We start from the raw sequence: 23,725 nt of genomic DNA on the forward strand, positions 1-23,725 counted from the left end.
ACAGAGTGACGAATGGTCTGGTTCGCCAGCGACAATACCGCCCCCATGCACCCCGCCGTTCTGACCGCCCTGAGCGCCGCCAATACAGGCCACGCGGCCTCTTACGGCGCGGACGAGATCACGGCGCGCCTCAATGCCCGCCTGCGCGAGGTGTTTGGCAACCCGCACCTGAGGGCCTTCCCGACCTTCAACGGATCGGCGACCAATGGCGTGGCGCTGGCCTCTGTCATGCGACCGTTTGAAGCGACAATCGCCACGCGCGACGCCCATATCCAGAACGACGAATGCGGCCTGCCGGAGTTTTTCACCGGGGCCAAGATCCTGATTGCGCCGGACGTGCTGGGCAAGCTGACGCCCGAAGGGATTGAGGCCATCGTCGCCCTGTCGCAGGATCACGCCCCGCACGCCGCGCGCCCCAAGGTGATCAGCCTGACCCAATCGACGGAGATCGGCACGATCTATAGCGTCGAAGAGTTGCGCGCCCTGCGGGCCGTGGCCGACCGGCACGGTCTGCTGATCCATATGGACGGGGCGCGGCTGGCCAACGGTGTGGCAGCCTTGGGCGTATCGCCGGCCGAGGCCGTGACCGGCGTGGATATTCTGTCGTTTGGCGGCACCAAGGCGGGCGCGGCCCTGGCCGAAGCGGTGGTGATTTTGAACCCCGCCCTGATCCGCGACTTCGAATACTGGCACAAGCGCATGGGGCAGTTGCCGTCCAAGATGCGCTTCGTGTCGGCGCAGTTGCTGGCCCTGATCGAAGACGATCTGTGGCTGACACTGGCGTGGCACGCCAATGGCATGGCGCGGCGTCTGGCCGAAGGACTGAGCGCGCTTGAGGGCGTGTCTCTGGTCTATCCACAGGCGGCCAATGCCCTGTTTGTCGCCCTGCCCCCGGCGCTGGCCGAGGCGTTGCAGGCCGCCGGGCACCGCTTCTATCCGTGGTCTCTGGCGGGGGAGCATGTCTATCGGCTGGTGTGCAGCTTCGCCACGACCGAGGACGAGGTCACGGCGTTTCTGACGGATTGCCAGACGCACCTCCCCGGCCGCTGAGAGCTTAACATGTCCAAAACCACCGCCGCCACCGCCGCCCTGCAAAAGGCCGGGATCGCCTTTGATCTCCACCCCTATGCCTACGACCCGGACGCGCCGCGCGTCGGCCTGCAGGCCGCCGAAGCCCTGGGCGTCGATCCGTCCCAGACCTTCAAGACCCTGATGGCCGAGGTCGATGGCAAGGGTGTCTGCGTCGTCGTGCCGTCCGACGGCGAGGTGTCGATGAAGAAGCTGGCCGCGCACTTCAAGGGCAAGTCGGCGCAGATGATGAAGGTGCCCGAGGCCGAAAAGGTCACGGGCTTCAAGGTCGGCGGCATCTCCCCCTTCGGCCAGCGTAAAACCCATCCGACCGCCATAGACGAGACGGCGCAGCTTTATGACCGCATCTATATCAATGCTGGTCAGCGAGGCCTGCTGCTGTCGATTGCACCCGATGCGGCTGCGCATGTCTTGAATGCCGGATATGTGGATGTAATGGCGGAATAGCACAACCCGTGATAGTGTTCCTGTGGTCTATCAGGAGGCACATATGGCGGACGGTAATCCCTTCTTCGATCCCTTCGGATTGTGGCGCTTCGCGCCGCACACCCTGACGCAGGACATATTGCGCGGCTGGTCGCTGATCAGCATTACCGAGAACAATTCGTCAGCGCCCGACACCGAAAGACGTATTGTCGAACAGGAAAGCTATGGCCGCCAGATCGGTAAGCTGAGCGCGGCGGTGCTGTGCCTGATCGACGACCTGCCCGCCGATCAGCGCGATAAGGAGGCCTATAAGGAGTTGAGGGACCTCGTTAAGCGCATAAATGCGCTGAAGGCCGAGAGCGCCTCCCAACGGCTTGACCGCTGGAAGGACGATCTGACACGGCTGAAAACCTTCAATCCGGCGGAATATGAGCGGCAAATCCGCGAGTTGAAGGCGCTGCTTGGCTAAACGGACTGGCCTGCGTGGGTGGCGGCGATCACGTCGCCGTCTTACCGACCGTCATGCCCTTTTGCACCGCCGGACGCGCGCCGACCTTATCGAACCACGCCCGGATATGCGGCGTGTCAGCGAGCAGGGCCTCCTGCTGATAGAAGGTGCGCAGCGTATTGATCCACGGATAGATGGCCATATCGGCGATGGTGTAGTCATCCCCCGCCACATAGGCGTGCTTCGAGAGCTGCGTTTCCAGCACACCGAGCAGGCGTTTGGCTTCGTTGGTATAGCGGTTCAGCGCATAGGGCACCTTTTCCGGCGCAAAAACCGCAAAATGCCCAAGCTGACCGAACATCGGCCCCAGCCCGCCCATCTGCCAGTTCAGCCATTCCAGCACCTTGTAACGCGCCTCGCCCGACGTCGGCAGGAATTTACCCGTCTTTTCGGCCAGATAGACGAGGATAGCGCCGGTTTCAAAGACGCTGATGCCCGTCTCTTCATCGACAATGGCCGGAATCTTGTTGTTGGGAGAGATTTTCAGAAAGTCCGGATGGAACTGCTCATCAGCGCCGATATTGACCGGCCTGACCTTATACGGCAGGCCCATTTCTTCGAGGGCGATGGAGGCCTTGAAGCCGTTGGGCGTGGTCCAGGTGTGCAGAACAATCATGGTCTTTTCCCTCAATAGGTCGAGTATGCCGAAAACATGGGCATGAAACCGTAAACGTCAAGGTTACGGTTCATATCCCACTGAGCAGCCTTGGAGCCGTTTGATATCGTCACGGCTTAAGCGCCTTTCAGCTTCTTCTTCTCTTGCTGGATATAGATCAGCTCATTTTTAGCGATCTGATTTTTCGGGTCCAGTTTCAGCGACGCCTTGTACGCCGCCTCGGCCTCGTCCCAGCGGTTGAGTTCGATCAGGGCATAGCCCTTGCGGCGCAATATCGCGGCCTTGCCCATATCTGACAGGCCCAGCATGAAGTTGTTCAGATGCTTGTCGGCCGTTTCAATGGTTTCCTCGCTGCGTCCCGCCTGCCCCAGACAGAACAGGTGTTCAGCGATCATCACCTCATCAAACGGGTCACGCTTGAGACCGTCCTCAAGCATCGCTATGCACCGCGCATAGTCCTTGCGATCCGCGTAGACCCAACCCAATCCATGCGCAATGGTCGCATAGGGCGTCGGCCCCGACAAATTGATATTGAGCTTGGTCTTCCCGTCTTTATCGCCACCCGCCGCCATAACGCCAACCATCAGGGCCGCGGTCATATTGCGGGTGTAAACATTGATGTGGTCATCGCAACGTTCAAGATAATAGGGCGCGGGGGCCGTGGCCATGACAGCTTCCATATCCGGCACCAGCGCAAGGACTTTTGCCCGGTCAGCCGACTGAAAGGCCGCGGAAAAGGCTTGCGCGACGGCCTGCGCCTTCGCCTCGGCGGCCTTGTCCCGCGACTGGCACGCCACTACATCCAGCTCTGGTTTATCGGCGTCGGTGGTTGCGTCCTGCGCCAACGCGCTGCCGGAAAAAGCCAGTGCCGCACCTAAAGCGAGAAGTGTGGTTCGAAACAGCATGAAAAAGCCCCCCGTTGTTAAAACAGGAGGCTAAACTCATCCCTGCAGGGTGGCAAGAGCGCTTACAACCCGCCGCGCAGATAGTCCGTCTTGCCCAGTTCGACGCCATAATGGCGCAGGATGGCGTAGGCGGTCGTCACGTGGAAGAACAGGTTGGGAAGGACAAACCCAACCACATAGCTGTAGCCCGTAAAGGGGATTTCGCGGCCCGGTAGTTTCAGCACCACATCGCGGCTTTCGGCGCCATCGAACAGGGCTGGATCGACGGATTCGATATAGGCAATGGTCTTTGCCAGACGGTCTTTCAACTCGGCAAAGCTCGTCTCCGTGTCGGCCATGGAGGGGATCTCCGTGCCGGTCAGGCGCGCCACAGCCCCCTTGGCCGTATCCGAGACCGACTGGATCTGACGGCGCAGCGGGTGCATGTCAAGCGCCAGACGCGCTTCGATGACCACCGACGGGTCGATCTTTTTCGCTTCGGCAAAGGCTTCGGCCTTGCTGAGGATATGGGTCAGGTTCTTCATCGCGTTGATGAGAACAGGCACGGTCATCGAATAGATCGAAACAGGCGGTATCTGGGTCATGGACAGTCTCTTATAGGTGCCCGGTGCGGCACTTCACCCCAGATGGGCAGGGAGCGGCGACAGTCAAGGCCGAAGCTCGCATTAATACCAACGGCCGAAGATGCTGACCGCATCCGGCCGTTGAAGACACGAGACTGTTTCATATGTATCCGCGACATGAGACAGTCTCGAATGGAATACCAAGGGTCATTTTCAATGACCTTGGTATCAGGCGACAGAAATCACCTTCAGCGGTCCCACACGATCGGCCTCGGCCTGAGCGGCGAAGGTGCCATCGACCGTAACCTGATAGTCGCGCGCGGTGATGGTCGAAACCGACACCCACTCGCCCGTCGCCGTTTCCGGCGTCAGGGTCAGGCGCACAAAGCCGTTGCGGTCGGTCGAGGCGGCCAGCACTTCGTCGTTCTGATCCGCCAGCACCTTGGCGAGGCTGAAATTGGGCAGCAGATGATCGAACCACACGGTCGGGCTCGAAATCGCCGTAACGCCCAGTTCCACCGCCACGCGCTCGCCCTTGGCGTCGTGCAGTTCGTTGGCCCAGGCCTGATGGCTGTCGCCCGACAGCACGACGGCGCGCGCCCTGGCCTCGCGGATCAGGCCATAGAGGCGCTCGCGCTCGGCCGGATAACCGTCCCAGGCGTCGAGATTGAGCGGCAGCGGGTCTTCTGTCTGGCTGAACAGGTCGATCATCGGCCCAATGACGCCGGCCACATTGGGCGGCAGCATCTTCAACATACCAGTGATGCGTTCCTCGCCATACAGCGCCTTGAGGTCCGGGCCCTTGACCTTGGCCATCACCACCTGATTGCCAAGCACCTGCCAACGCACGCCATCGGCCACCGAGGCCTTCAGGCCCGTCTGAAGCCACTGACGCTGCGTGGCCCCCAGCAGTTCGCGCGACGGTGCATTCAGTTCGGCACGAAAGGCGGCGTAATCGGCCTTGCCCGCCGAATCGCGCTTGAGATCGGTCTGGTAGTCGAGTTGTTTGGAACGCGCCAGAAAGCGCGTCTCGGTCATGAACAGCTCGGCCAGTTGCCCGAAGCGGAACGAGCGGTAGATGGCTTCGGACAGCATACCCGGTTGCGGGTCACGAATGGGCATCCATTCACGATAGGCCTTCAGTGCCGCGGCCTTGCGCACATCGAAGTCGCCTTCGGTATCCGGCTGATGGTTCTCGGCCCCGTGCATCCACGGGTCGTTGCACATTTCGTGGTCGTCGAAGACACAAATCCACGCGGCGCGGGCGTGCGCCGCCTGAAGGTCGGCGTCGGCCTTGTACTGGGCGTGGCGCGTGCGGTAATCGGCCAGAGTGACAATCTCGTGCGGCGGCTCAGGAATCCGGCCCAGCAGGCGGCCATTGCCCATGCCGTAGTCGTTCAGGCCCGCACCGTATTCGTAGATATAGTCGCCCAGATGCAGGACGGCATCGACCTCTTTCAGATCGGCAATGGCGCGATAGGCATTGAAATAGCCGTTGGAAAACAGCGAGCACGAGGCCACCGCCAGCACGACGCGATCGGTCTGCAGCGGCAGGGTTTTGGCCTGACCGATGGGTGAGATCACGCCCTGACAAACGAAGCGGTAATAATAGGTCTGCCCCGGCTTGAGCGCCGCCGCATCGACCTTGACCGTATAGTCACGCCCGGCGTCGGTCACCATGCGACCGGTGCCGACGAGGGTTTTGAAATCGGCCTGTTCGGCGATCTGCCAGACGACTTCAGTGGCAGCCTCAAGACCTGACACCCGCGTCCACAGGATCAGGCGGTCGCTCAACGGGTCGCCCGCCGCCACGCCGTGTGCAAAGTGCGCGCCCTTGATCGGCGCCTGACCGGACCCGGATACGGCCGGAGCCGCCCCCATCAGACCGAAGGCCATCAGCGCCTTGCGGCGGCTTACCTTATACGTCGCGCTCATCTGTGCCGTCCCCTGCCGTGCGTTCACGACCGGCCATAAGCCGCTTCGGTGACAGGGTTATTGCGCCTGCGTGACAGTTTTGTTCACAGACTTATGCACAGGGGTGCGCAGGAAGAGGTGTGTCTACTCAATATATTCCGGGGCGTCGATGCGCTTGCCCAGCAGCATGGCGTCGGCGACGATGCGCAGCGGCGAGAAGTCGGCGTCCGACTGACCCGCGCGGACCAGCTTTTCAAAGTGGGCATAGAGGCCGGGATATTCGGCTTCCTTTTCCTTCATGATCTCCTTGCCGTCGATGGCCAGGCCCGTGCCGCCCATGCTCAGTTCCAGCTTTTCGCCCTTTTCGGACTCAACGAAGATAGACCAGGTCTGAATGCCGGTTTGCAGGAAGTCGTAATCGGCGCGGATGGCGACGCCGCTTTCGGTCGCCATGTCCATCTCGACCTGAATCGGGGCTTCGCAATTGACCGGAATGTGCAGGTCGGCCTTTTTGACGATGACCTTTTCCGGCACGATGCGCGTCAGGATAGACAGGGAATTGATGCCCGGATCGAAGACGCCCATCCCGCCGGCCTCGAATATCCACTTTTGACCCGGATGCCACTGACGCACATTTTCCTTCCACACGACATGGATGGATTTGATCTTGCGCCCGGCGATCCATTGGCGGGTCGTTTCCACCGCCGGCGCATAGCGCGAATGCCAACTGGCCAGCACGGTCACGCCCTTGGCGCGCGCCAGATCGGCAATGGCCTCAGCCTCGCCCAAAGTCGCCGCAGGGGGTTTTTCAAGGAAGACGTGCTTGCCCGCCGCGATGACCTGCCTGGCTATCTTATGCCGGATTTGCGGCGGCGTGCAGATGGCCACGGCCTCGATTTCCGGGTGGGCCGCCAGCATTTCTTCCAGCGAATCGTAGGCGGTGACGCCCTCCGGACGGGCATTGGGCGAACACCCGGCCACCAACTCCAGCGCCGGGTTGGCGCGGATCGACGGTATGTGCTGGTCGACGGCGATCTTGCCCAGCCCCACCAGACCGATCTTCAGCGGCTTGACCTTTTTTTTCCCGAACATGGACGCTTCCTGCTTAACTTTGGGCTGACTTAACCTTGAGCGGCTTCGTTATCATGGCCGAAACGCTTTCGGCAATATTTATATGATAATTTAAGCCATTACCCGGACAATTGCTGACAACGCCCATATCACGCCTGTCTGATCTGTCAAAGGCCCTCGCCTTTTCGCACATTGCGATGCGCAGCATTTCATATTTGACAATCAACTTCATATGTGGTGCCTTGCGCGCAAGACGCTCGGCAGCCATGACCGGGCATAATGGGAAAGAAACGCACATGACCTCCGAAACCGCGCCGGGCCGGGGCCTGAAAAGCCTGTGGCCGCTGATCCTGATTACCAGCCTGTTCTTTTTCTGGGGTGTGGCCAATAACCTCAACGACGTGCTGATTCCGCAGTTCAAAAAGGCCTTTGTGCTGACCGACCTGCAATCGGGTCTGGTGCAGTCAGCCTTCTACATGGGCTATTTCCTGCTGGCCCTGCCCGCCGCCTTTGTCATGCGCAAGCTGGGTTACAAGACCGCCGTGGTCGTGGGCCTGCTGCTCTACGCCGCCGGGGCCTTCATCTTCTATCCGGCCGCCGACAATCACCAGTATAGCTGGTTCCTTGGCGGGCTTTTCGTCATCGCCTCGGGTCTGGCGTTTCTCGAAACCTCCGCCAACCCGCTGATCACGGTTCTGGGCTCGCCGGACAAGGCCGCCTTCCGCCTCAACCTGGCCCAGAGCTTCAACCCGTTGGGGGCGCTGTCCGGTATCTTCATCGGTCAACACTTCATCCTGTCGGGTATCGAACACGATGAAACCGCGCTCGCCGCCATGACCGACACCGCGCGTCAGGCCTTCTACATTTCGGAAGTCAAGGCGGTGCAGGGGCCCTATCTGGTCATTGGCTGCGTTGTGCTGTTGTGGGCGCTGCTGGTCTTCCTGTCGAAATTCCCGGCGGCCGCCACGCAAAACGCCCACGAAGACAGCGGCGAAGAGGTCGGCTTCTTCCAGTCGGTCGTTCAGTTGCTCAAACGCCCACGCTTCATGTTCGGCGTCATGGCGCAGTTCTTCTATGTCGGCGCTCAGGTCGGTATCTGGAGCTATATGATCCGCTATGCCCAGAGCGAAATGGGCCTGACCGACAAGGTGGCAGCCACCTATCTCTACTACACCCTGATCGCCTTTGCCGTTGGTCGCTTTATCGGCACGGGCCTGATGACCAAGGTGCGTCCGACCCTGATTTTGGGTCTGTTTGCCCTCGTCAATATCGGCCTGATGCTGTTTGCCGTCGTCAACGGCGGTGAAAGCGGCCTGTGGGCGCTGGTGGCCTCCAGCTTCTTCATGTCGATCATGTTCCCCACCATCTTCGCCACCTCGGTCGCGGGGCTCGGCAACCTGACCAAGACCGGTTCGTCGCTGCTGGTGATGAGCATTGTCGGCGGGGCGGTCCTGACGGCGGTGATGGGCTTCGTCTCCGACCACAGCCATATCCGCACGGCCTTTACCGTCACGGCGGTGTGCTTCGCGGTGATCGCGCTTTACGCCTTCCGCGCGCCGAAGGACGCGACGGGCCCCGTACAGATGACCGGTCACTGAGATGTCCCCGGTCATCGACGCCCATTTCCACCTGTGGCAGGTCGGGCGCCACGGCTTTGAATGGCCGACCCCCGACCTGACGGCCATCTATCGCGACTTTGCCGCATCGGATTTGCGCGCGGCGGCGGGGGACGGTTTGCACGGCGCGGTGGCGGTGCAGTCGCAGCCGTTAGACGCCGATACGCAGTGGCTGCTTAGTCTGGCCGAAACCGATCCGTTGATTCTGGGGGTTGTCGGCTGGACCGACCTGTCGGCCCCGGACGCGGCGACACGGGTCGCCGAACTGGCCCGCCACCCCAAGCTCAAGGGTCTGCGCCCGATGTTGCAGGGCCTGCCCGACGACAACTGGATTGTGCGCCCGGACGTCGCCCCCGCCCTGTCGGCCATGCAAGCGGCGGGGCTGGTCTTTGATGCGCTGGTCTTTACGCGCCACCTGCCGGCCATAGAGACGGTGGCGCAACGCTATCCGGATTTGCGTATCGTGATCGACCACGCCGCCAAGCCCCCGATCGCCACGACTGAGGCACAGCCCGAAGCGACGCGCGGCTGGACCGAGGCCATGACCGCTATCGCACGTCACCCGAATGTGGTGTGCAAACTGTCGGGCCTGTTTACCGAGATGCGCCCAGATCAGCCCTTCGATGAGGCGGCCCCCTACGTGGCGCATCTGCTGACCGTCTTTGGCCCGCAACGCCTGTTGTTCGGCTCTGACTGGCCCGTGGTGCGGCTCAACGGCGACTGGCAAAAATGGAAACACTGGCTTGAGGACCAATTAAACCCATTGACGTCGCCAGAGCGTCAGGCCATCTTTTTCACTAATGCAAAAAGAATTTATGACCTACAGGGGGTCCCATGATCAGCGAAGATACCCGTCATAGCGACGGTGAAAAGGCTATGAAATACCGCGCACCCGCCCTTGAGAAGGGGCTGGACGTGCTGGAGCTTCTGGCCGCCAACAAACGGCCCATGACCTTGTCGCAGATTTCGCACCGGCTGGACCGCTCGGTGTCCGAACTGTTCCGCATGGTGCAGGTGCTGGAAAATCGCGGCTATGTGGCGCAATCGCAAAAGGGCGACGGGCTGGAACTGACCAACAAGCTGTTCTCGCTGGGCATGAGCCGCGGCCCCAGCCAGAACCTGCTGGCCTCGGCCCTGCCCCTGATGCAGGCCCTGTCGGAACAGGTGCGTCAATCCGTGCATCTGGCCATCGCCTCTGACGATCACATGGTGGTCATTGCCCGCATCGAAGCGCCGGGCGATCTCGGCTTTTCGGTGCGTGTCGGCTATCAGCGGCAACTGGTGCAATCGACCTCCGGCCTCGTTCTCTATGCCTTTCAGCCGCCCAAGCTGAAGGAGCAGATGAAGCACATGCTGCGCGGCACGGCGACGCCGCAGGAGTGGCAACTGTTCGAAACCGTGGCCGAACGCGCCCTGCATCAGGGCTATGTGCAGGCCAAGAGCGATTTCGTCGATGGTGTGCTGGACGTCTCCTGCCCGGTGATGAACGACACCACGGTCATCGCCGCCATGACCATCCCCTGGCTGAAGACGCACGGCTGTCTGAGCCTCGAAGACACGGTGGCGCGGCTGAAAGGCACGGCGGCAGCCCTGTCGCGCACGCTGGGTGGATAGGCGTTTCGCCTGATTTGAAAATTGGCAGAGCGCTGATTTCATGAGCGAAAAGGAAAATGCGCGCGGTCGGCGCAATCGCGTCTGAGGCCTCTTGCGTCGACATTACGTCGGTTATACATATTTTTTATAAGCAATAATCATTTTTAAAAATGAACAGGGATGCGTCGTGCCTATCAGCGATCTCCATACCATAGGCCGCACACAGGTCCGGGTCAGCGCGCTGGGTTTCGGCGCGGCGGCCATCGGCAACCTGTATCGCCCGGTCGATGATGCCACGGCGGCAGCGACGCTCAAGGCCGTGACGGATGGCGGCATCGCCTATATCGACACCGCTCCGCGCTATGGGCACGGCCTGTCCGAGCGCCGCCTCGCCGACCTGAGCGCCGACGCCACCCTGTCCACCAAGGTGGGGCGCGTGCTGACCCCCATCGCTGCCCCGCCGCCCGGCACCGAACGCCACGGCTTTGTCGATGGCGACCCCTTCGATGAACACTTCGACTATAGCTATGACGGCGTGATGCGGTCGTTTGAGGACAGTCAGAAGCGGCTGAAGCGCGAACGCATCGACATGCTGCTGGTCCACGATCTGGGGGTCGAAACCCACGGCAGCGGTCATGCCCGACATCTCGCCGCCTTTCTGGGCGGCGGTTTGCGCGCCCTGCACGAACTGAAGGCGCAGGGCCTGACGCAGGCCATCGGTCTGGGTGTCAATGAGACGGCCATCTGCGACCTCGTTATGGCCGAAGCCGATATCGATGTCCTGATGCTGGCCGGACGCTATACCCTGCTGGAACAGACACCGCTGGACGGCCTGTTTGAACGCTGCGCGGCGCACGGCGTGTCGGTTCTGGCGGCGGCCCCTTTTAATTCGGGTCTGCTGGCCGGAGGCGCGCATTTCAACTATGAGGCCCCGCCGACGGACATCCTGACCCGCGTGCGCGACATCGAGGCCGTCTGCACCCGCCACCATGTGCCGCTGGCCGCCGCTGCGCTTCAGTTCCCTGGCTTCCATCCGGTCGTAGCCAGTACCGTCGTCGGCATGGCCCGCCCGCAGCAGGTGGCGCGCAATATCGAGCTGTTCAGCCATCCCATCCCTGCCGAGCTGTGGCACGACCTGAAAGCCGCCGGTCTGCTGCGCGCCGATGCGCCGGCGGGTGATGTTTCGCAAGCGTAAGAGTTCAACTGTCCATGTCCCTGCCCTCTCCCCTGATTTTACTGCACCCTGATGACAATGTGGCGGTGTGCCGCGCGGCGATCGCAGCGGGCAGCATGGTGACGGTGGGCGCCGAGGCTTTGTCGATTACCGAGGCCATCGAGGTGGGTCACAAGGTTGCCGTGCGCGATCTGAAGGCCGGGGACAAGATTGTCAAATACGGCGCGCCCATCGGCTCAATGACCAAAGACACACCCAAAGGTGGCCACGTCCACATGCACAATATGAAAAGCGACTATATTTCGTCCCACACCCGCGAAGCCTCCGGAGGCGGTCATGCTTAAGGGCTATTTGCGTCAGGATGGCCGAAAGGGTATCCGCAATGTCATCGCCGTGGCCTATCTGGTCGAATGCGCCCACCACGTGGCGCGCCAGATCGTCACCAAGTCCGACGACAGCGAGGTGCACCTGATCGGCTTTCCGGGCTGCTATCCCAACGACTACGCCTTCAAGGTGATGTCGGCGGTGACGACGCATCCCAATGTCGGCGGGGTGCTGCTGATCTCTTTGGGCTGTGAGAGCTTCAACCGTGAGCGCCTGAAGGCCGCCATCGAGGCGTCCGGTCGCCCGTGCGAAACTCTGGTCATCCAGCAGTCGGGCGGTACGCTTTCAACCATTCAGAAGGGGCTTGAGGCCGTGGCCCGGCTGCAAGCTGTAGCGGCGCAGACCCCGGTGGTCGAGATGGCGGTGTCGGAGTTGGTCATCGGCACCATCTGCGGCGGCTCGGACGGCACGTCGGGCATCACTGCCAATCCGGCGGTCGGTCGTGCCTTCGACTGGTTCGGGACGCAAGGGGCGGCCTGCGTGTTCGAAGAGACCGGCGAACTGGTCGGCTGCGAAACCATTATGGCCAGCCGCGCCGTCACGCCGGAACTGGGGGCCGAACTTGAAGCCTGCGTACAGAAGGCCGAGGCCTATTACACCGTCATGGGCTTTGGGTCGTTCGCGCCGGGCAATGCCGAAGGCGGCCTGACCACGCAGGAAGAAAAGTCGATGGGGGCCTATTCCAAGTCAGGATCGGCGCCCATCTGCGGCATCCTGAAACCCGGTGATCTGCCCCCGACGGGCGGGCTCTACCTGCTCGATGTGGTGCCGGATGGTGAGCCGCGTTTCGGCTTCCCCAATATCTCGGACAATGCGGAAATCGTCGAACTGATCGCCTGTGGCGCGCACGTGACCCTGTTCACCACAGGCCGCGGCTCTGTGGTGGGTTCGGCCATTTCGCCCGTGATCAAGGTCTGCGCCAATCCCGACACCTATCGCAAGCTGAGCGAGGATATGGATATCGACGCTGGCAAGATCATGGAAGGTCGCGCCACGCTGGATGAGGTTGGGCAGGAGATTATCGACAGCGTGCTGGCCGTCGCCGGTGGCGCACCCACCAAGTCCGAAGCCATGGGCCATCAGGAGTTCATCCTGACCTATAAGGCCTTCGACCCTCTGGGCCCGGCCTGCCTGCCGCTGCGCCGGGCGTAACCTAATTATACCTCCCCAGTTTACTGGGGAGGGGGACCGCACGAAGCGAAGCTGAGATGCGGTGGTGGGGGTTCTGGATGCGCCAGACCGTCACCGTCAGAGTCTTTGCCCCTCACCCCAACCCTCTCCCCATAAAACGGGGAAGGGAATGATTTCAAGAGACCGCACCATGTCACGACTTTCCGGAAAAACCGCCCTGATCACCGCCGCCGGGCAAGGCATTGGCCGCGCCACCGTCGAAGCCTATGTGCGCGAAGGGGCCACCGTCATCGCCGCCGACATCAACGACGCCAGCCTCAGCGAACTGGCGGCGCTGGAGAATGTCATCGCGCGCAAGCTCGACGTCACCGACGCCGAAGCGGTCAAGGCCATCGCCGCTGAGTTCCCGAATATCGACATCCTCTATAACTGCGCCGGTTTCGTGCACGCCGGTACCATTCTCGATTGCGACGAACAGGACTGGGCCTTTTCCAACAGCCTGAACGTCACGGCGCAGTACCGCCTGATCCGCGCCGTCCTGCCCAACATGATCGCACGCGGCGGTGGCTCGATCATCAACATGTCGTCGATCGCCTCGTCGGTCAAAGGCATCCCCAACCGCTTCGCCTATTGCGCCACCAAGGCGGCAGTGATCGGCCTGACCAAGTCGGTGGCGGCGGACTTCGTGGCGCAGGGCATCCGCTGCAACGCCATCTGCCCCGGCACGGTGGAGACGCCGTCTCTGCTGCAACGCCTGCACGACACGGGCGATTTTGAGCAGGCCTATAAAGACTTCACCGCGCGTCAGGCCATGGGCCGCTTCGGCAAGCCGGAAGAACTGGCGGCGCTGGCCGTCTATCTGGGTTCGGACGAATCGAAATTCACCACCGGCCGCGCCCATATCATCGACGGCGGCTGGGTGATGTAAGCCTCCTCACACGTCTATGGCGCGCCATAGACGTGTGGATTGCATGGACGGACAAATGCGGGCTCGAAGCGGTTCTTCGCCCGCATTTGACATTTTGGGGCGATGCGTTTCTCTTCTCCGAAGAGAAACGTAAATGAGGAACCCCATGCGCCTGATCTTAGTGGCTGCGCTGATCGCCCTGCCCTCGTTCGCCCTCGGAGCCCCGCCCATGGTCATTATCGACGAAAAGGATACGGTGGTCGAAGAGGCCCCGCCGCACGGCCGGATCGGCATGTCCACCGCCTGGCGCATCAGCGACAAGGCCCCACAGCGCAGTATGGAGTTCCGCAAACGCAGCCTGCACAAGGGCGCGGCCATCGGCATCCACCCCATCGACCACGACGAGGTCTATTACGTCGTTTCCGGCACCGGGATTGTGGAATCGGACGGCGTGACTCACACCCTTACCGAGGGCATGACCGCCTATCTCTATGAAGGGGCAAAGGTCGGCATCACACAGGTGGGCGATGAGCCGCTGACCCTGATCATTTCGTATCCGTTGAAAGCCCGCACGAAATAGTGCCTACCCGTGCAGGCTTATATCCATCCAGATCAGCGCCACTTCGCCGGGCTTGAGGCAGCGCAGGCCGGAATTGGCGTGGTGGAAGGGATCGGGCATATGGTTGACCGGCTCGGCGCAGAAATAGTCCTGACCCGGCGGCACATAGACGTGCAGCCAATGACAATCCGGTGAGGCGCGTAAGGTCAGGACCGGTGTCGCGTCCTCATAGATGTCGGCGCGCCCGGCAAAGCCCGTATGACAATGGTCGATCAGACCCGTGTCGCTGACGAAATCCCCCTTCGTCCAGTCCTTGCGCCACACGCCCGCGTACCATTCGGTCGGCAGGCAGTCCATATCGGCGATCCACACCCCATCGACGGGCGCCTTGAGCCGCGTCTGAGAGGTGCGGTTGAAATAGGGGTGAAAGCCCAGCCCCGCCGGCATGGCGGTTGAGCTGAGGTTCTTGACGCTCAACCAGACGCGCAGCCCCGCCGGACGCAGTTCGAACACCTGCCGCGCCTCATAGGCCCACGGCCATTCGTCCGGCTGATGACGATAGGTCAGAACGGCCCGCGACGGCGATTGCTCCGTCACGCTCCAGCGCGCGCGCCAGCCCTGACCGTGCAGGGTATGCGGATGGTCACCCAGATTGGGGGCCATCTTCACCTTTTGCGTACCGATGGAGAAGCTGCCGTTACGGATGCGGTTACAGAAGGGCACCAGAGGAAATGACGCCGTTTCCAGCACATCGCGCGGATCTTCGGGGGTCGGGCGCATGTAGTCGCGGCCCCTGTGGCTCAAAGCGCCGATGGAGCCGCCCAGGTCCGGATGCAAGGCCAGCGTGGTGTCGCGTACCGTAAGGGTCAGCGTCGAAAGAGCGATCATATGGCATTTCCATGTTTTTGTTTTTCAGACGCAAACGGCGGAGCCTGATCGCAGCTCAGGTCGGCACGCCATATGTGGATGAATTCTCTTATCATATTGCAGTATATAATCTTTTAGTCAAAGTGCGACACAAAATTTGTCACACAGACTGTCACACAATGTCCAAGTCACCTGATCATCTGCTCCTCCGTAGTGGCGTCTACTATTACCGCCGGAGATACCCCCGCGAGCTAGAGAAGCTGTTGGGCCTAGACAAGCCTCAGTTCTTTCAAAAGTCGCTCAGGACTAAAAACCTCCGAGAGGCACACAGGCTGGCAGCTATCGAAGACAAGCTATTTGAGGAAGAATGCACCCGACAGCTCACGGGAGAAACACCGGCAACGACGGCGGAGGTGGTCTTGACCGACGACTTCCTCAGAGAACTGGCCGCGAAGCAATATAACCGATACATCGAAGAAGACCGGGAACTGATGCGCAAGGCAAAAAGCGACCCATTGGTCGCTGAACAGGTTGAGCGCATGGCTACATCGCTCGCGCCCTCTGTGGCATTCTCGGCTAAAGGACAACCCCTTCCCCCCCGTCCCAATGCTCGATCCCATTCGCAGATAGTTCGAGACTACTTTGAACCCGATGTGATGGTTGACGCTGCCATCATTGAGCAAAGACTTGGGTTACGAGGTCACCCCGGCGCGCGTGACCTCCTATCAGAGGCGTTACTTGACGCTAGGATCAAAGCCTATTGGGCGCAACATACCCTCCCTACCGGAGCGGTTTTTCCTGATGACTACAAGCCAACGAGCGGCGAGGATATTCCAGCGCACCCTTCTGAGACCTGGACTATTCGAACGCTAGCTGAGGAATTTATCTCTCAGTGTGATCCCAGCTCCGGATGGCGTCATAAGATTGAAGTCGCCGCCGACGCCTTCGAGCAAGCACTCGGCACCGCCATACCTTTATCAAAAATCACCAAGCGTCACGTTACCGCCTACGTTCAACTCATGCTGAGGGTACCCAGTCGCTACACGCATCGTTTCCCCGGAATGAGCCTTCACGATGCTATCGCAGCGAACGGACAACTCCCTGCTCCATATGAGACTCTCGGTCCCACTACTGTGAAAGAGAACTATCTGTCACCAATAGGTCGATTGTTCGACTTTGCAGAAAACGATTTGCACGCTCGCATAACCAGCCCAGCGCGCGGCATTAAAGTGAAGGGTGCGAGCAAGAGCATAGGACGCCGGACGAGCTTTGAGATCGACGAACTCTCCAGACTCTTCAAACAGCCATTGTTCTCTGGCTGTAAGTCACCGGATCGAACACTGACCCCCGGCGACTTTTTGGTGACCGACCACCAATTCTGGACGCCCCTTTTGATGCTGTTCACCGGTGCGCGAGTCAGTGAAATAGCCCAACTCTCGATCACCGATGTCAAGGTTGAGGCATCGACACCTCATATTTCGATACTGACGGAGTTCGATCCCGACGACCCCGAAGAACGAGAATACGTAAAGTCCTTCAAAACGGAAAACTCAAAGCGATTGATCCCTTTGCACCCGCAACTGGTAGAGCTGGGCCTCGGTGAGTACGTGAAGCATGTTGCGGCGCGAGGATCGAAGAGGCTTTTTCCGGAATGGCCCCTCTCGACAAACGAGAGGAAACTCTACTCATCTGCGACTTGGGTACGGCGTTTCAATGAGAAAATCATCCCGGAGGTTACGAGTCGTGTGCCTCGGCCGAAAATTTACAACCTACGTCACACGTTTAAAACCCGGCTTGCGATCAGCGAAGTGCCGCCGCAATATCAAAACAAAATCCTCGGTCATGCACCGATTGCGATGGACAAGCGCTATCTCGACGTTATCCCCATCGACGTGCTCTACAAGTCGATGCTTTCCCTAAATTACGACGGCTTGGACCTATCCGGCATTGCCAGATACTCACGACGGACGAGCACAAGGTGACAGCCGCCCCTGACCCCTACGATGTCAACGTACTGATAAACCATACTTTTCAATGGCATGGACCGGCAAACACGGGCAAACGTGTTCAAGCGTTTTCAGGGTTTGCCGTTTCTTGGCGTGTCACTTGCGTGGCGCCCATCGGATTTTAAGTCCGAAGAAAGTGACTGAAAGATATGGCCTTTTCCTCAAACCAGAGAGGGAAAAGCCCCTTTTCTTTCATGTGCTTATAGAATCTCGTCAAACCAAAATCGACACCGAGCTGCATGGAAATTGTGAGGTTGAGAGCAAGTCAGCTATATCGGGTCGTCACGAAATCCCAAACCTGCCGCACCTTTTGGTCCCAGACTTCCATTGGGTAAGGCATCTCCGGAAGTTGGTTCAGCCGGACCCTGATCTCGCTGTAAACCGCTCCCCGCGTTTCCTGAGCCCGTAGCCAGTCCAGATGGTCGGTTAGCTCGTGCAGCTTGCTTAACAGGTCACGAGCGACCTTTTTCACCTCAACCTGCTCTGCGCTCGACAGGACCGGCTCAGGCTTTGTCAAGAGGTCGTAGATAGCCAGCTCGTCTTCTGTCAGACCCTCCTTGACCGCACGGTGCTCCTCTTCGTCCATCTCACGGACGAAGGTTTGTAAGTCTTCAAAGAGGCGTTCAACATCAATGGCACCGGTATTGTAAGCGTCGATTAGCTTCTCCAGCTTTTCGACAAGGTGCACTCGCGTGGGGTTAGCCCTTGCCATCGACTCAACTCTCGCCTCGGCTTCTTCCCGGAGGGTTTCCGTGGTGACCCTGGGGCTCTCGTGAAACAGGTCGGCAAGCCTGTCGAAATCTATGTTTGAAAGGTCAACTCGACCTTCTGCCTTGTCACCGGTGATGATGGGCGCAAGGATGGCTACCCCCTCGATATGTTCGTCCAGCAGTTCGGCAATCTGTCTTTGGATAGCGGTGATATCGACCGGTGTGAGCTTGGCCCGGACTGCCTCCGCCAAGGTGTGCAAAACCGCGACGGGCCTAAGGTAAGTTGCCGCCCGCTCATCCGGAAGGAGTGCCTTATAGGCTTTGGTGACCTCTGAGGTCAGCCTGAAGAACTCCTTGCGTACTTCATCCGGCGCAATCAAAGCCTCTACAGCCGACGCAATAAGCCTTAGCCGCGTTAGGGGCTCAGCCTGTGCGATAACAACGGCATCTACATTGTGCGCTTGGACATAGGTTTGCGCCACGTCCAATGCCCCTTCCAGCGCCGCGACAAGAGCCGCTTTGTCTTGGATAGGCTCGCCCTCGCCCTCTCCGTCTTGACCGTTCGCACCGCCCGCATAGATGGCGAGGGCTCGCTGAAGGTTGTTGAAAACACCAACATAATCGACAATGACGCCCGATGTTTTACCGCTCGCCTTACGGTTCGCGCGGGCGATGGTCTGCATCAGCGTATGGTTCTTCATGGGCTTGTCGAGATAGACCGTGCCTATAGACGGCACATCAAATCCCGTGATCCACATGGCGCATACAAACACCAACCGAAGTGGATCATTCCCGTCTTTGAACTTCTCTTCAAGGTCTTCGGTCTGCATCCGACGACGGTGGTGCGTGATGTCCAGCCCCTTCTTGCGCAGGTCGTCCACCTCGTTCTGACCCTGACTGACCACCACAGCCATGTCCAGTTCCCGCAACCATGTCAGCCGTTCGGAGATAGCCGCGCCCTCAGCTTCATGAGCCGTCTTCAGCTTGACTTCATCTTCCGCGATCAATCGCGCGATAGACAGTTTGACGCGGTTGTACATCGCAACCGCCGTTGCCTTGTCGATGGCAACGAACATGGCCTTTCCGCGATAGCCGCGTTGAGAGAAATGCAGCGCCACATCGTCCGCCACCTTGTCCAGCCGGTCAGGGTTGGTGATCAGCGTATACTGCCGGGCGAACTCGCGATTGAGCTTGGCTTCCTGTGCTTCATCCAGCATGGCATCTTCGAGTAGAGCGTCTAAACCGTCCTGGAGGACGTCTTTATCAAGCTGAAGCTCTGGTTTTCGGGCCTCGTAATAGAGCGGCACCGTCGCTCCGTCCTTTACCGACTGCGAGAAATCATAAATCGAGACATAGTCACCGAAGACCTCTCGCGTGCGGCTATCCGAACCTTTGATCAGCGGGGTGCCGGTGAATCCAATGAAGGCGGCATTCGGTAAGGCCTTCCGCATGTTCATCGCTAAGATGTCATACTGGCTGCGGTGCGCCTCATCGGTAATAACGATAATGTCTGAACGATCCGACAATACCGGCATGGGCTCGCCGTCACCGGTCGAGAACTTTTGGATGAGAGTAAAGACATAGCGCTCATTGCTCGCCAGCAACTCGCGGAGATGTTGCCGACTTGCCGCCTGAGCGTTCTGAATATCCTTGGTCAGTGCACCGGCAGTTTTGAATTGCCCAGAAATCTGAATATCCAATTCGTTACGGTCAGTCACGATGACAAAGGTATAATTCCCCCCAAGCCGACGAAGAACCTTCTCGGCAAACATGACCATAGAAAGGCTCTTGCCTGACCCTTGGGTGTGCCAAAAAACCCCCAGCTTCCCTTTGTTGTCGTCGATTTTCTGAACGGCTTCGATAGCGCGGTTGACACCCAAGACCTGGTGATACTTGCCGACGACCTTCCGTAAACCGTTTTTGGTTTCATCGAAGAGAAGGAAATTTTCGATCAGGTCAAGGAACCGCTGGGGCTCACAGGTAGCGCGCAACAGCGTCTCAAGTGACAAGTCTTCCGGCCCGTCCTCGTGCAGCTTTTTCCAAGGGGCAAACACCTCAAAATCAGCATGTGCCGGACCCATCACGGTTTCGATCCCATTCGACAGGATGACAAAACCGTTGGCGTGGAAAACCTGCGGGATGGTATCGCGATAATCGCGGACATTGTCCTCGTGGGCGCTGGCCAGCGGCTTCGTTGGCGCCTTCCATTCAGCCAACAACAACGGCAGACCGTTCACATAGCCAATGGTATCCGGGCGACGTTTGTGAAGAAGCCCTTGTAACCAGACCTGACTGGCGGCGACAAAGTCATTGTTGTGCGCGTCTCGCCAGTCGATAACACGAACCCGATGGTCATCATAACCACCTTTCTCATTCCGGACCTGCACGGTAACCCCATCGACCAATAGCGCCAAGACATCGCGATTGGCATTGACCGGTGACAAAGCCGACCGATCCTTCGTCAGCTCAATCTCAGCGGCTTCAACCGCGCTGATGGGTAGAGATGAGTTGAGCTTCACCAGTGCTGCCCGTAGCCGCGCCGGAAGGTAGGACTGGTGAAAACCGGTTCGGCCCGTTGGATTGGTTGCTCCCGGTATCTCATGCATCAGATTGATTGCCGTCCAGCCCAAGGCCTCCAATAGCGCTAAGGCGGGCTTTTCCACCACACCGTTTTCAGAGGCAACCATACCAGTCAGCGAAGGGGGCATCTTAGGCGATCTCCAATTCCTTCTCGGCTGCGGCAACCGATAATTGACCCGTCATTAGGCGCGGCAGAAGAAGGTCGCGTGAGGCAGCGAGATGTTGGTTGGCAAGTGTCAACTTCGCTATAAGATCCAACAACGGACCCGCAAAATCGTGATAATGGCTCATCAATTCATCGGTGGGGATAGCTATTTGCACGCTCGAGAACTTCTGCTTGTTCACGTTCGTCATTGTCGCCCCGTTCGACCCAAGATTCTGCAAGTGAGCCTTAAGGCTCTCCAAAGCGAAATAAAGGTATTCTCGCCAATGAGGATCATGTGGCACGAGAGTGTTAATCTGCTGATTGGTTTGGGACGGTTTGGTGGTAATTGAAACAAGTCCGACAGTGGCAATGCAACTTACACACAGGGAACCCGCAGGCACTGTCTTACTCATCTGGGAAGATGCACCTTGCGAAGATAGGCTATCCGCCGTCTGCCAAATGAACATCGATTGGTGCATATCAGGTATCTTTACGAATGGAACATCGGCACCATAGAAAGCTGGATTAGCCTTGCTCGGTGTTTTCCCCGTTATCACCGCACCCATCTGTCCCAGAGTCTTACAGTTCCACCCCTCCGGAAGGGGACCATTGGGAGTGTCAACCAGCGGGACGCTTTCGTGACCGGGAAAGCGGAACCGGACGAACCACTCTTCAAAGAGCCCGCGCGCCATCTCCTCTAGAACAGCGATGCGTCGCTGGTTCACCTCGATAAGATCGTCATAGGCACCAAGAATCCCCGCGATCCGAGCCTGAGTTTCGAGACTAGGACAATTAATCTCAAGGTCCGAAAAGACTGACTTGTTGATGATCGGTGTGGCTGTACCTGCGGCTCGCGTCCTCAGCTCGTCGGTCTTTTGTCGCATCGAATAATACACAAAGTGTGCATCAAAAGCTGACGGATCAACAACGATGCTATTGATTTGCTGATTAGTATGGGACGGCTTCAAGGTCATGCAGACCTTGCCGATAGACGCAATACAGACCACGCATATCGAGCGAGATGGCAGGATCAACCGCTCCTTTACATCCCAAGCTGTCGATAGATAACGCTCTGTTTGGATATGCCGCGCATCGTCAGACATGTCGCTCGGTGTAATAAAAGGAATGCCCCCTATAAATAGCTCCGGTTGCGCTGATGGTGGAGTTTTGCCTGTAATGACTCTTCCCAGATCGCCAATCCTAACGGTCCGCCACTCGCTCACGCCAACACCTCTGCCACATTTTGCGCGATTACCGCCTGTATGCGCGACGCCTCTGCGTTGAGCCCTTCCAACTCTTCCTGCAAAGCCTCCAGCCGTAACTTGAACTCCTCATCATCTGAGTGTTCACCCTGTGCCACTCCAACATACCGTCCAGGATTGAGACTCCAATCCTGAGCCAGAATATCCGAGCGCTTGGCGACGCAACACAAACCGGGAATATCCTTATAACAGTCGTCACCAAATAGCTCAGCCAGTCGAGATGCACTTCCGGCCACCGTTTCGATCTCGTTGCCGCGCCATAGCCGGACAATGTTTGCCAGAAGCTCTATCTGGTCCGGCGCAAAGTCACGGTGAGCGCGTGTGACCTGTCGGAAGATGGTGCGGGCATCTATGAACAGCACCTCATCCTCTCGGGCGGTGGTGCGTTTGCCCTTGTCAAGGAACCACAGGGTCACCGGTAAGGTAACGGTGAGAAACATGTTTGGCGAGGTCGTGATGATGCAGTCCACGACCCCGCTCTCGATCAGCTTACGGCGCATTTCGCGTTCACTGCCGCCCGCGTCCGAAGCCGAATTCGCCATGACGAAACCTGCACGGCCTGTCTCGTTTAAAGCAGCCGTAAACAGCCCGATCCAAAGGTAATTTGCGTTGTTTATTGAGGGGATACCCAACGAAAATCGTGCATCAACCACGCCAGTCTGTTGTGACAATAACGAGCGGTCAACCTCAGACTGATTAAAGGGAGGGTTCGCCATGACATAGTCAAATTTACCCACCAGATCGTGCGGGTCTTCGTAATAACTGTTTGCCTCGCGTATATCGCCAGATAACCCATGAACTGCTAAGTTCAGACTGCACAATTTACGGGTGTCAGGCATCTTCTCAGTACCGTAAACGCTGATCTCGCGGCTTGGCGACATATGATGACGTCGCACAAACTCTGCCGAATGCACAAACATGCCGCCAGAGCCGCAGGCAGGGTCGAAAATCTTTCCATGGTAAGGCTCGATCACTTCGACGATTAGCTTCACAATGGACGACGGAGTGAAATACTCTCCACCCTTCTCCATAAATGCAGAGGCAAACGCATCCATAAAGTATTCAAAGATCAAGCCATAGGCGTCACCTGTGATCTCCAGTGGCTGAAGCAATCGCAGCAGTTCACGCAATACTCGATCCGGAAGGGCTCCATATCCCTGCGGCAGGATACCTCTAAGATCGGGATTGTGCTCGGCCACCAACTCCATTGCTGTATTTAGAGCTCTTCCGAGGTCCTCAGCTTCTGGGAGTGCAAGCAGGAAAGAGAAACGCGCTTCTTCTGGGAGGAACATCGCACCTTTGGCATGATAATCAGGTGCTGTAGCACGCAGCCGCCCTGTGAATGTCTTCGATAGTGCGGCGTGGACATCGTTGAACTTGGCTTCCATCTGACGAAGCGCAATGAGCGCGAGGACCGGCTGAGAATACTGGTGTGGTCGAAGCGTCGTATTGGTCCATAGCTGATTTGCAGTCTTAAAAAGACGTCGCGAAAGGTCCTGAAGGTCAACAGACATATATACTCGCTTAGTGTGGGTTATCCCGTGACTCTACCAGAGAGACACCATATGCACGTTGGACCATGTTCCGAGAGGCACCGTCAAGCCCGCATAGATGGCACTGCGCCTCATATGTGTATACCCCGGCTAGGCGCCCCCACGCTGCCGGGAAACCCTTGAAGCCGTCCACAAGAGGGTGCCTT

The 23,725-nt window shown here is 58.9% G+C and carries 22 protein-coding genes and 1 pseudogene; 13 read left to right on the forward strand and 10 right to left on the reverse strand.

Annotation, left to right across the window (positions count from 1 at the left end):
• Nucleotides 1-12 precede the first annotated feature (12 nt).
• Genes EM6_RS06395 through EM6_RS06405 form a run of 3 tightly spaced genes read left to right on the forward strand, consistent with a single transcriptional unit; the run spans nucleotide 13 to nucleotide 1,984 of the window.
• Nucleotides 13-1,050, forward strand: a complete 1,038-nt coding sequence (locus EM6_RS06395) for a threonine aldolase family protein (RefSeq protein WP_126421146.1) — start codon at nucleotides 13-15, stop codon at nucleotides 1,048-1,050.
• Between the two features lie 9 nt (nucleotides 1,051-1,059).
• Complete coding sequence (gene ybaK, locus EM6_RS06400) at nucleotides 1,060-1,536, forward strand: Cys-tRNA(Pro) deacylase (RefSeq protein WP_126421148.1); 477 nt, start codon at nucleotides 1,060-1,062, stop codon at nucleotides 1,534-1,536.
• A gap of 43 nt (nucleotides 1,537-1,579) precedes the next feature.
• Complete coding sequence (locus EM6_RS06405) at nucleotides 1,580-1,984, forward strand: hypothetical protein (RefSeq protein ID WP_126421150.1); 405 nt, start codon at nucleotides 1,580-1,582, stop codon at nucleotides 1,982-1,984.
• A gap of 28 nt (nucleotides 1,985-2,012) precedes the next feature.
• Here EM6_RS06405 and EM6_RS06410 read toward each other — a convergent pair whose 3' ends face one another.
• The 6 genes from EM6_RS06410 to EM6_RS17330 form a co-directional block, all read right to left on the reverse strand.
• Nucleotides 2,013-2,639 (reverse strand): glutathione binding-like protein, encoded by a 627-nt coding sequence (locus EM6_RS06410; RefSeq protein WP_126421152.1) that lies wholly within the window; start codon nucleotides 2,637-2,639, stop codon nucleotides 2,013-2,015.
• 116 nt (nucleotides 2,640-2,755) lie between these two features.
• Nucleotides 2,756-3,544 carry a tetratricopeptide repeat protein gene (locus EM6_RS06415; protein WP_126421154.1) on the reverse strand — a complete coding sequence of 263 codons (789 nt, stop codon included), beginning with the start codon at nucleotides 3,542-3,544 and terminating at the stop codon, nucleotides 2,756-2,758.
• Between the two features lie 62 nt (nucleotides 3,545-3,606).
• Entirely contained in the window at nucleotides 3,607-4,128 is a 522-nt protein-coding gene (locus EM6_RS06420) for a DUF1993 domain-containing protein (RefSeq protein WP_126421156.1), read from the reverse strand.
• A 207-nt stretch (nucleotides 4,129-4,335) separates the two neighbouring features.
• On the reverse strand, nucleotides 4,336-6,042 hold the full coding sequence (locus EM6_RS06425) for an alkaline phosphatase D family protein (protein WP_126421158.1): 1,707 nt from the start codon (nucleotides 6,040-6,042) through the stop codon (nucleotides 4,336-4,338).
• 123 nt (nucleotides 6,043-6,165) lie between these two features.
• On the reverse strand, nucleotides 6,166-7,113 hold the full coding sequence (locus EM6_RS06430) for a Gfo/Idh/MocA family protein (RefSeq protein WP_126421160.1): 948 nt from the start codon (nucleotides 7,111-7,113) through the stop codon (nucleotides 6,166-6,168).
• Nucleotides 7,114-7,126: 13 nt separating this feature from the next.
• Nucleotides 7,127-7,360: a hypothetical protein gene (locus EM6_RS17330; protein ID WP_172961147.1), complete on the reverse strand. Its 234-nt coding sequence runs from the start codon at nucleotides 7,358-7,360 to the stop codon at nucleotides 7,127-7,129.
• A gap of 28 nt (nucleotides 7,361-7,388) precedes the next feature.
• On the opposite strand from EM6_RS17330, the gene fucP reads away from it, so the two are divergent.
• The 8 genes from fucP to EM6_RS06470 all read left to right on the forward strand — a co-directional run bounded on the left by fucP (nucleotide 7,389) and on the right by EM6_RS06470 (nucleotide 14,477).
• Nucleotides 7,389-8,690 carry an L-fucose:H+ symporter permease gene (gene fucP / locus EM6_RS06435; protein WP_126421162.1) on the forward strand — a complete coding sequence of 434 codons (1,302 nt, stop codon included), beginning with the start codon at nucleotides 7,389-7,391 and terminating at the stop codon, nucleotides 8,688-8,690.
• A 1-nt stretch (nucleotide 8,691) separates the two neighbouring features.
• Nucleotides 8,692-9,546 (forward strand): amidohydrolase family protein, encoded by an 855-nt coding sequence (locus EM6_RS06440; RefSeq protein ID WP_126421164.1) that lies wholly within the window; start codon nucleotides 8,692-8,694, stop codon nucleotides 9,544-9,546.
• Nucleotides 9,543-10,322 (forward strand): IclR family transcriptional regulator, encoded by a 780-nt coding sequence (locus tag EM6_RS06445; protein ID WP_013479394.1) that lies wholly within the window; start codon nucleotides 9,543-9,545, stop codon nucleotides 10,320-10,322. Before EM6_RS06440 ends, EM6_RS06445 begins: the two co-directional genes overlap by 4 nt.
• 166 nt (nucleotides 10,323-10,488) lie before the next feature.
• Nucleotides 10,489-11,496 carry an aldo/keto reductase gene (locus EM6_RS06450; RefSeq protein WP_126421166.1) on the forward strand — a complete coding sequence of 336 codons (1,008 nt, stop codon included), beginning with the start codon at nucleotides 10,489-10,491 and terminating at the stop codon, nucleotides 11,494-11,496.
• Nucleotides 11,497-11,510: 14 nt separating this feature from the next.
• Nucleotides 11,511-11,819: a UxaA family hydrolase gene (locus tag EM6_RS06455; protein WP_126421168.1), complete on the forward strand. Its 309-nt coding sequence runs from the start codon at nucleotides 11,511-11,513 to the stop codon at nucleotides 11,817-11,819.
• Entirely contained in the window at nucleotides 11,812-13,011 is a 1,200-nt protein-coding gene (locus EM6_RS06460) for a UxaA family hydrolase (protein ID WP_126421170.1), read from the forward strand. Before EM6_RS06455 ends, EM6_RS06460 begins: the two co-directional genes overlap by 8 nt.
• Nucleotides 13,012-13,180: 169 nt before the next feature.
• Complete coding sequence (locus EM6_RS06465; protein ID WP_126421172.1) at nucleotides 13,181-13,918, forward strand: SDR family oxidoreductase; 738 nt, start codon at nucleotides 13,181-13,183, stop codon at nucleotides 13,916-13,918.
• A gap of 145 nt (nucleotides 13,919-14,063) precedes the next feature.
• Nucleotides 14,064-14,477, forward strand: a complete 414-nt coding sequence (locus tag EM6_RS06470) for a cupin domain-containing protein (protein ID WP_126421174.1) — start codon at nucleotides 14,064-14,066, stop codon at nucleotides 14,475-14,477.
• 3 nt (nucleotides 14,478-14,480) lie between these two features.
• On the opposite strand, the gene EM6_RS06475 is transcribed toward EM6_RS06470, so the two are convergent.
• The gene (locus EM6_RS06475; protein WP_126421176.1) at nucleotides 14,481-15,344 is read right to left on the reverse strand and encodes an aldose 1-epimerase; all 864 of its coding nucleotides are present in this window, start codon (nucleotides 15,342-15,344) and stop codon (nucleotides 14,481-14,483) included.
• A 158-nt stretch (nucleotides 15,345-15,502) separates the two neighbouring features.
• On the opposite strand from EM6_RS06475, the pseudogene EM6_RS17740 reads away from it, so the two are divergent.
• Both EM6_RS17740 and EM6_RS06480 read left to right on the forward strand, forming a co-directional pair.
• Nucleotides 15,503-15,628 (forward strand): annotated as a pseudogene (locus EM6_RS17740) (hypothetical protein); the annotation flags it as partial.
• A 114-nt stretch (nucleotides 15,629-15,742) separates the two neighbouring features.
• Nucleotides 15,743-17,305 (forward strand): tyrosine-type recombinase/integrase, encoded by a 1,563-nt coding sequence (locus tag EM6_RS06480; protein WP_172961148.1) that lies wholly within the window; start codon nucleotides 15,743-15,745, stop codon nucleotides 17,303-17,305.
• A 289-nt stretch (nucleotides 17,306-17,594) separates the two neighbouring features.
• On the opposite strand, the gene EM6_RS06485 is transcribed toward EM6_RS06480, so the two are convergent.
• Genes EM6_RS06485 through EM6_RS06495 form a run of 3 tightly spaced genes read right to left on the reverse strand, consistent with a single transcriptional unit; the run spans nucleotide 17,595 to nucleotide 23,540 of the window.
• Nucleotides 17,595-20,747: a type I restriction endonuclease subunit R gene (locus EM6_RS06485; RefSeq protein ID WP_126421180.1), complete on the reverse strand. Its 3,153-nt coding sequence runs from the start codon at nucleotides 20,745-20,747 to the stop codon at nucleotides 17,595-17,597.
• A gap of 1 nt (nucleotide 20,748) precedes the next feature.
• Complete coding sequence (locus EM6_RS06490) at nucleotides 20,749-21,987, reverse strand: restriction endonuclease subunit S (protein WP_126421182.1); 1,239 nt, start codon at nucleotides 21,985-21,987, stop codon at nucleotides 20,749-20,751.
• A complete protein-coding gene (locus EM6_RS06495; RefSeq protein WP_126421184.1) occupies nucleotides 21,984-23,540 on the reverse strand; it encodes a type I restriction-modification system subunit M in 1,557 nt (518 codons plus the stop codon). Before EM6_RS06495 ends, EM6_RS06490 begins: the two co-directional genes overlap by 4 nt.
• Between the last annotated feature and the right edge of the window lie 185 nt (nucleotides 23,541-23,725).

This window comes from Asticcacaulis excentricus (genome assembly GCF_003966695.1).
GTDB classification, from domain to species: Bacteria; Pseudomonadota; Alphaproteobacteria; order Caulobacterales; family Caulobacteraceae; genus Asticcacaulis; species Asticcacaulis excentricus_A.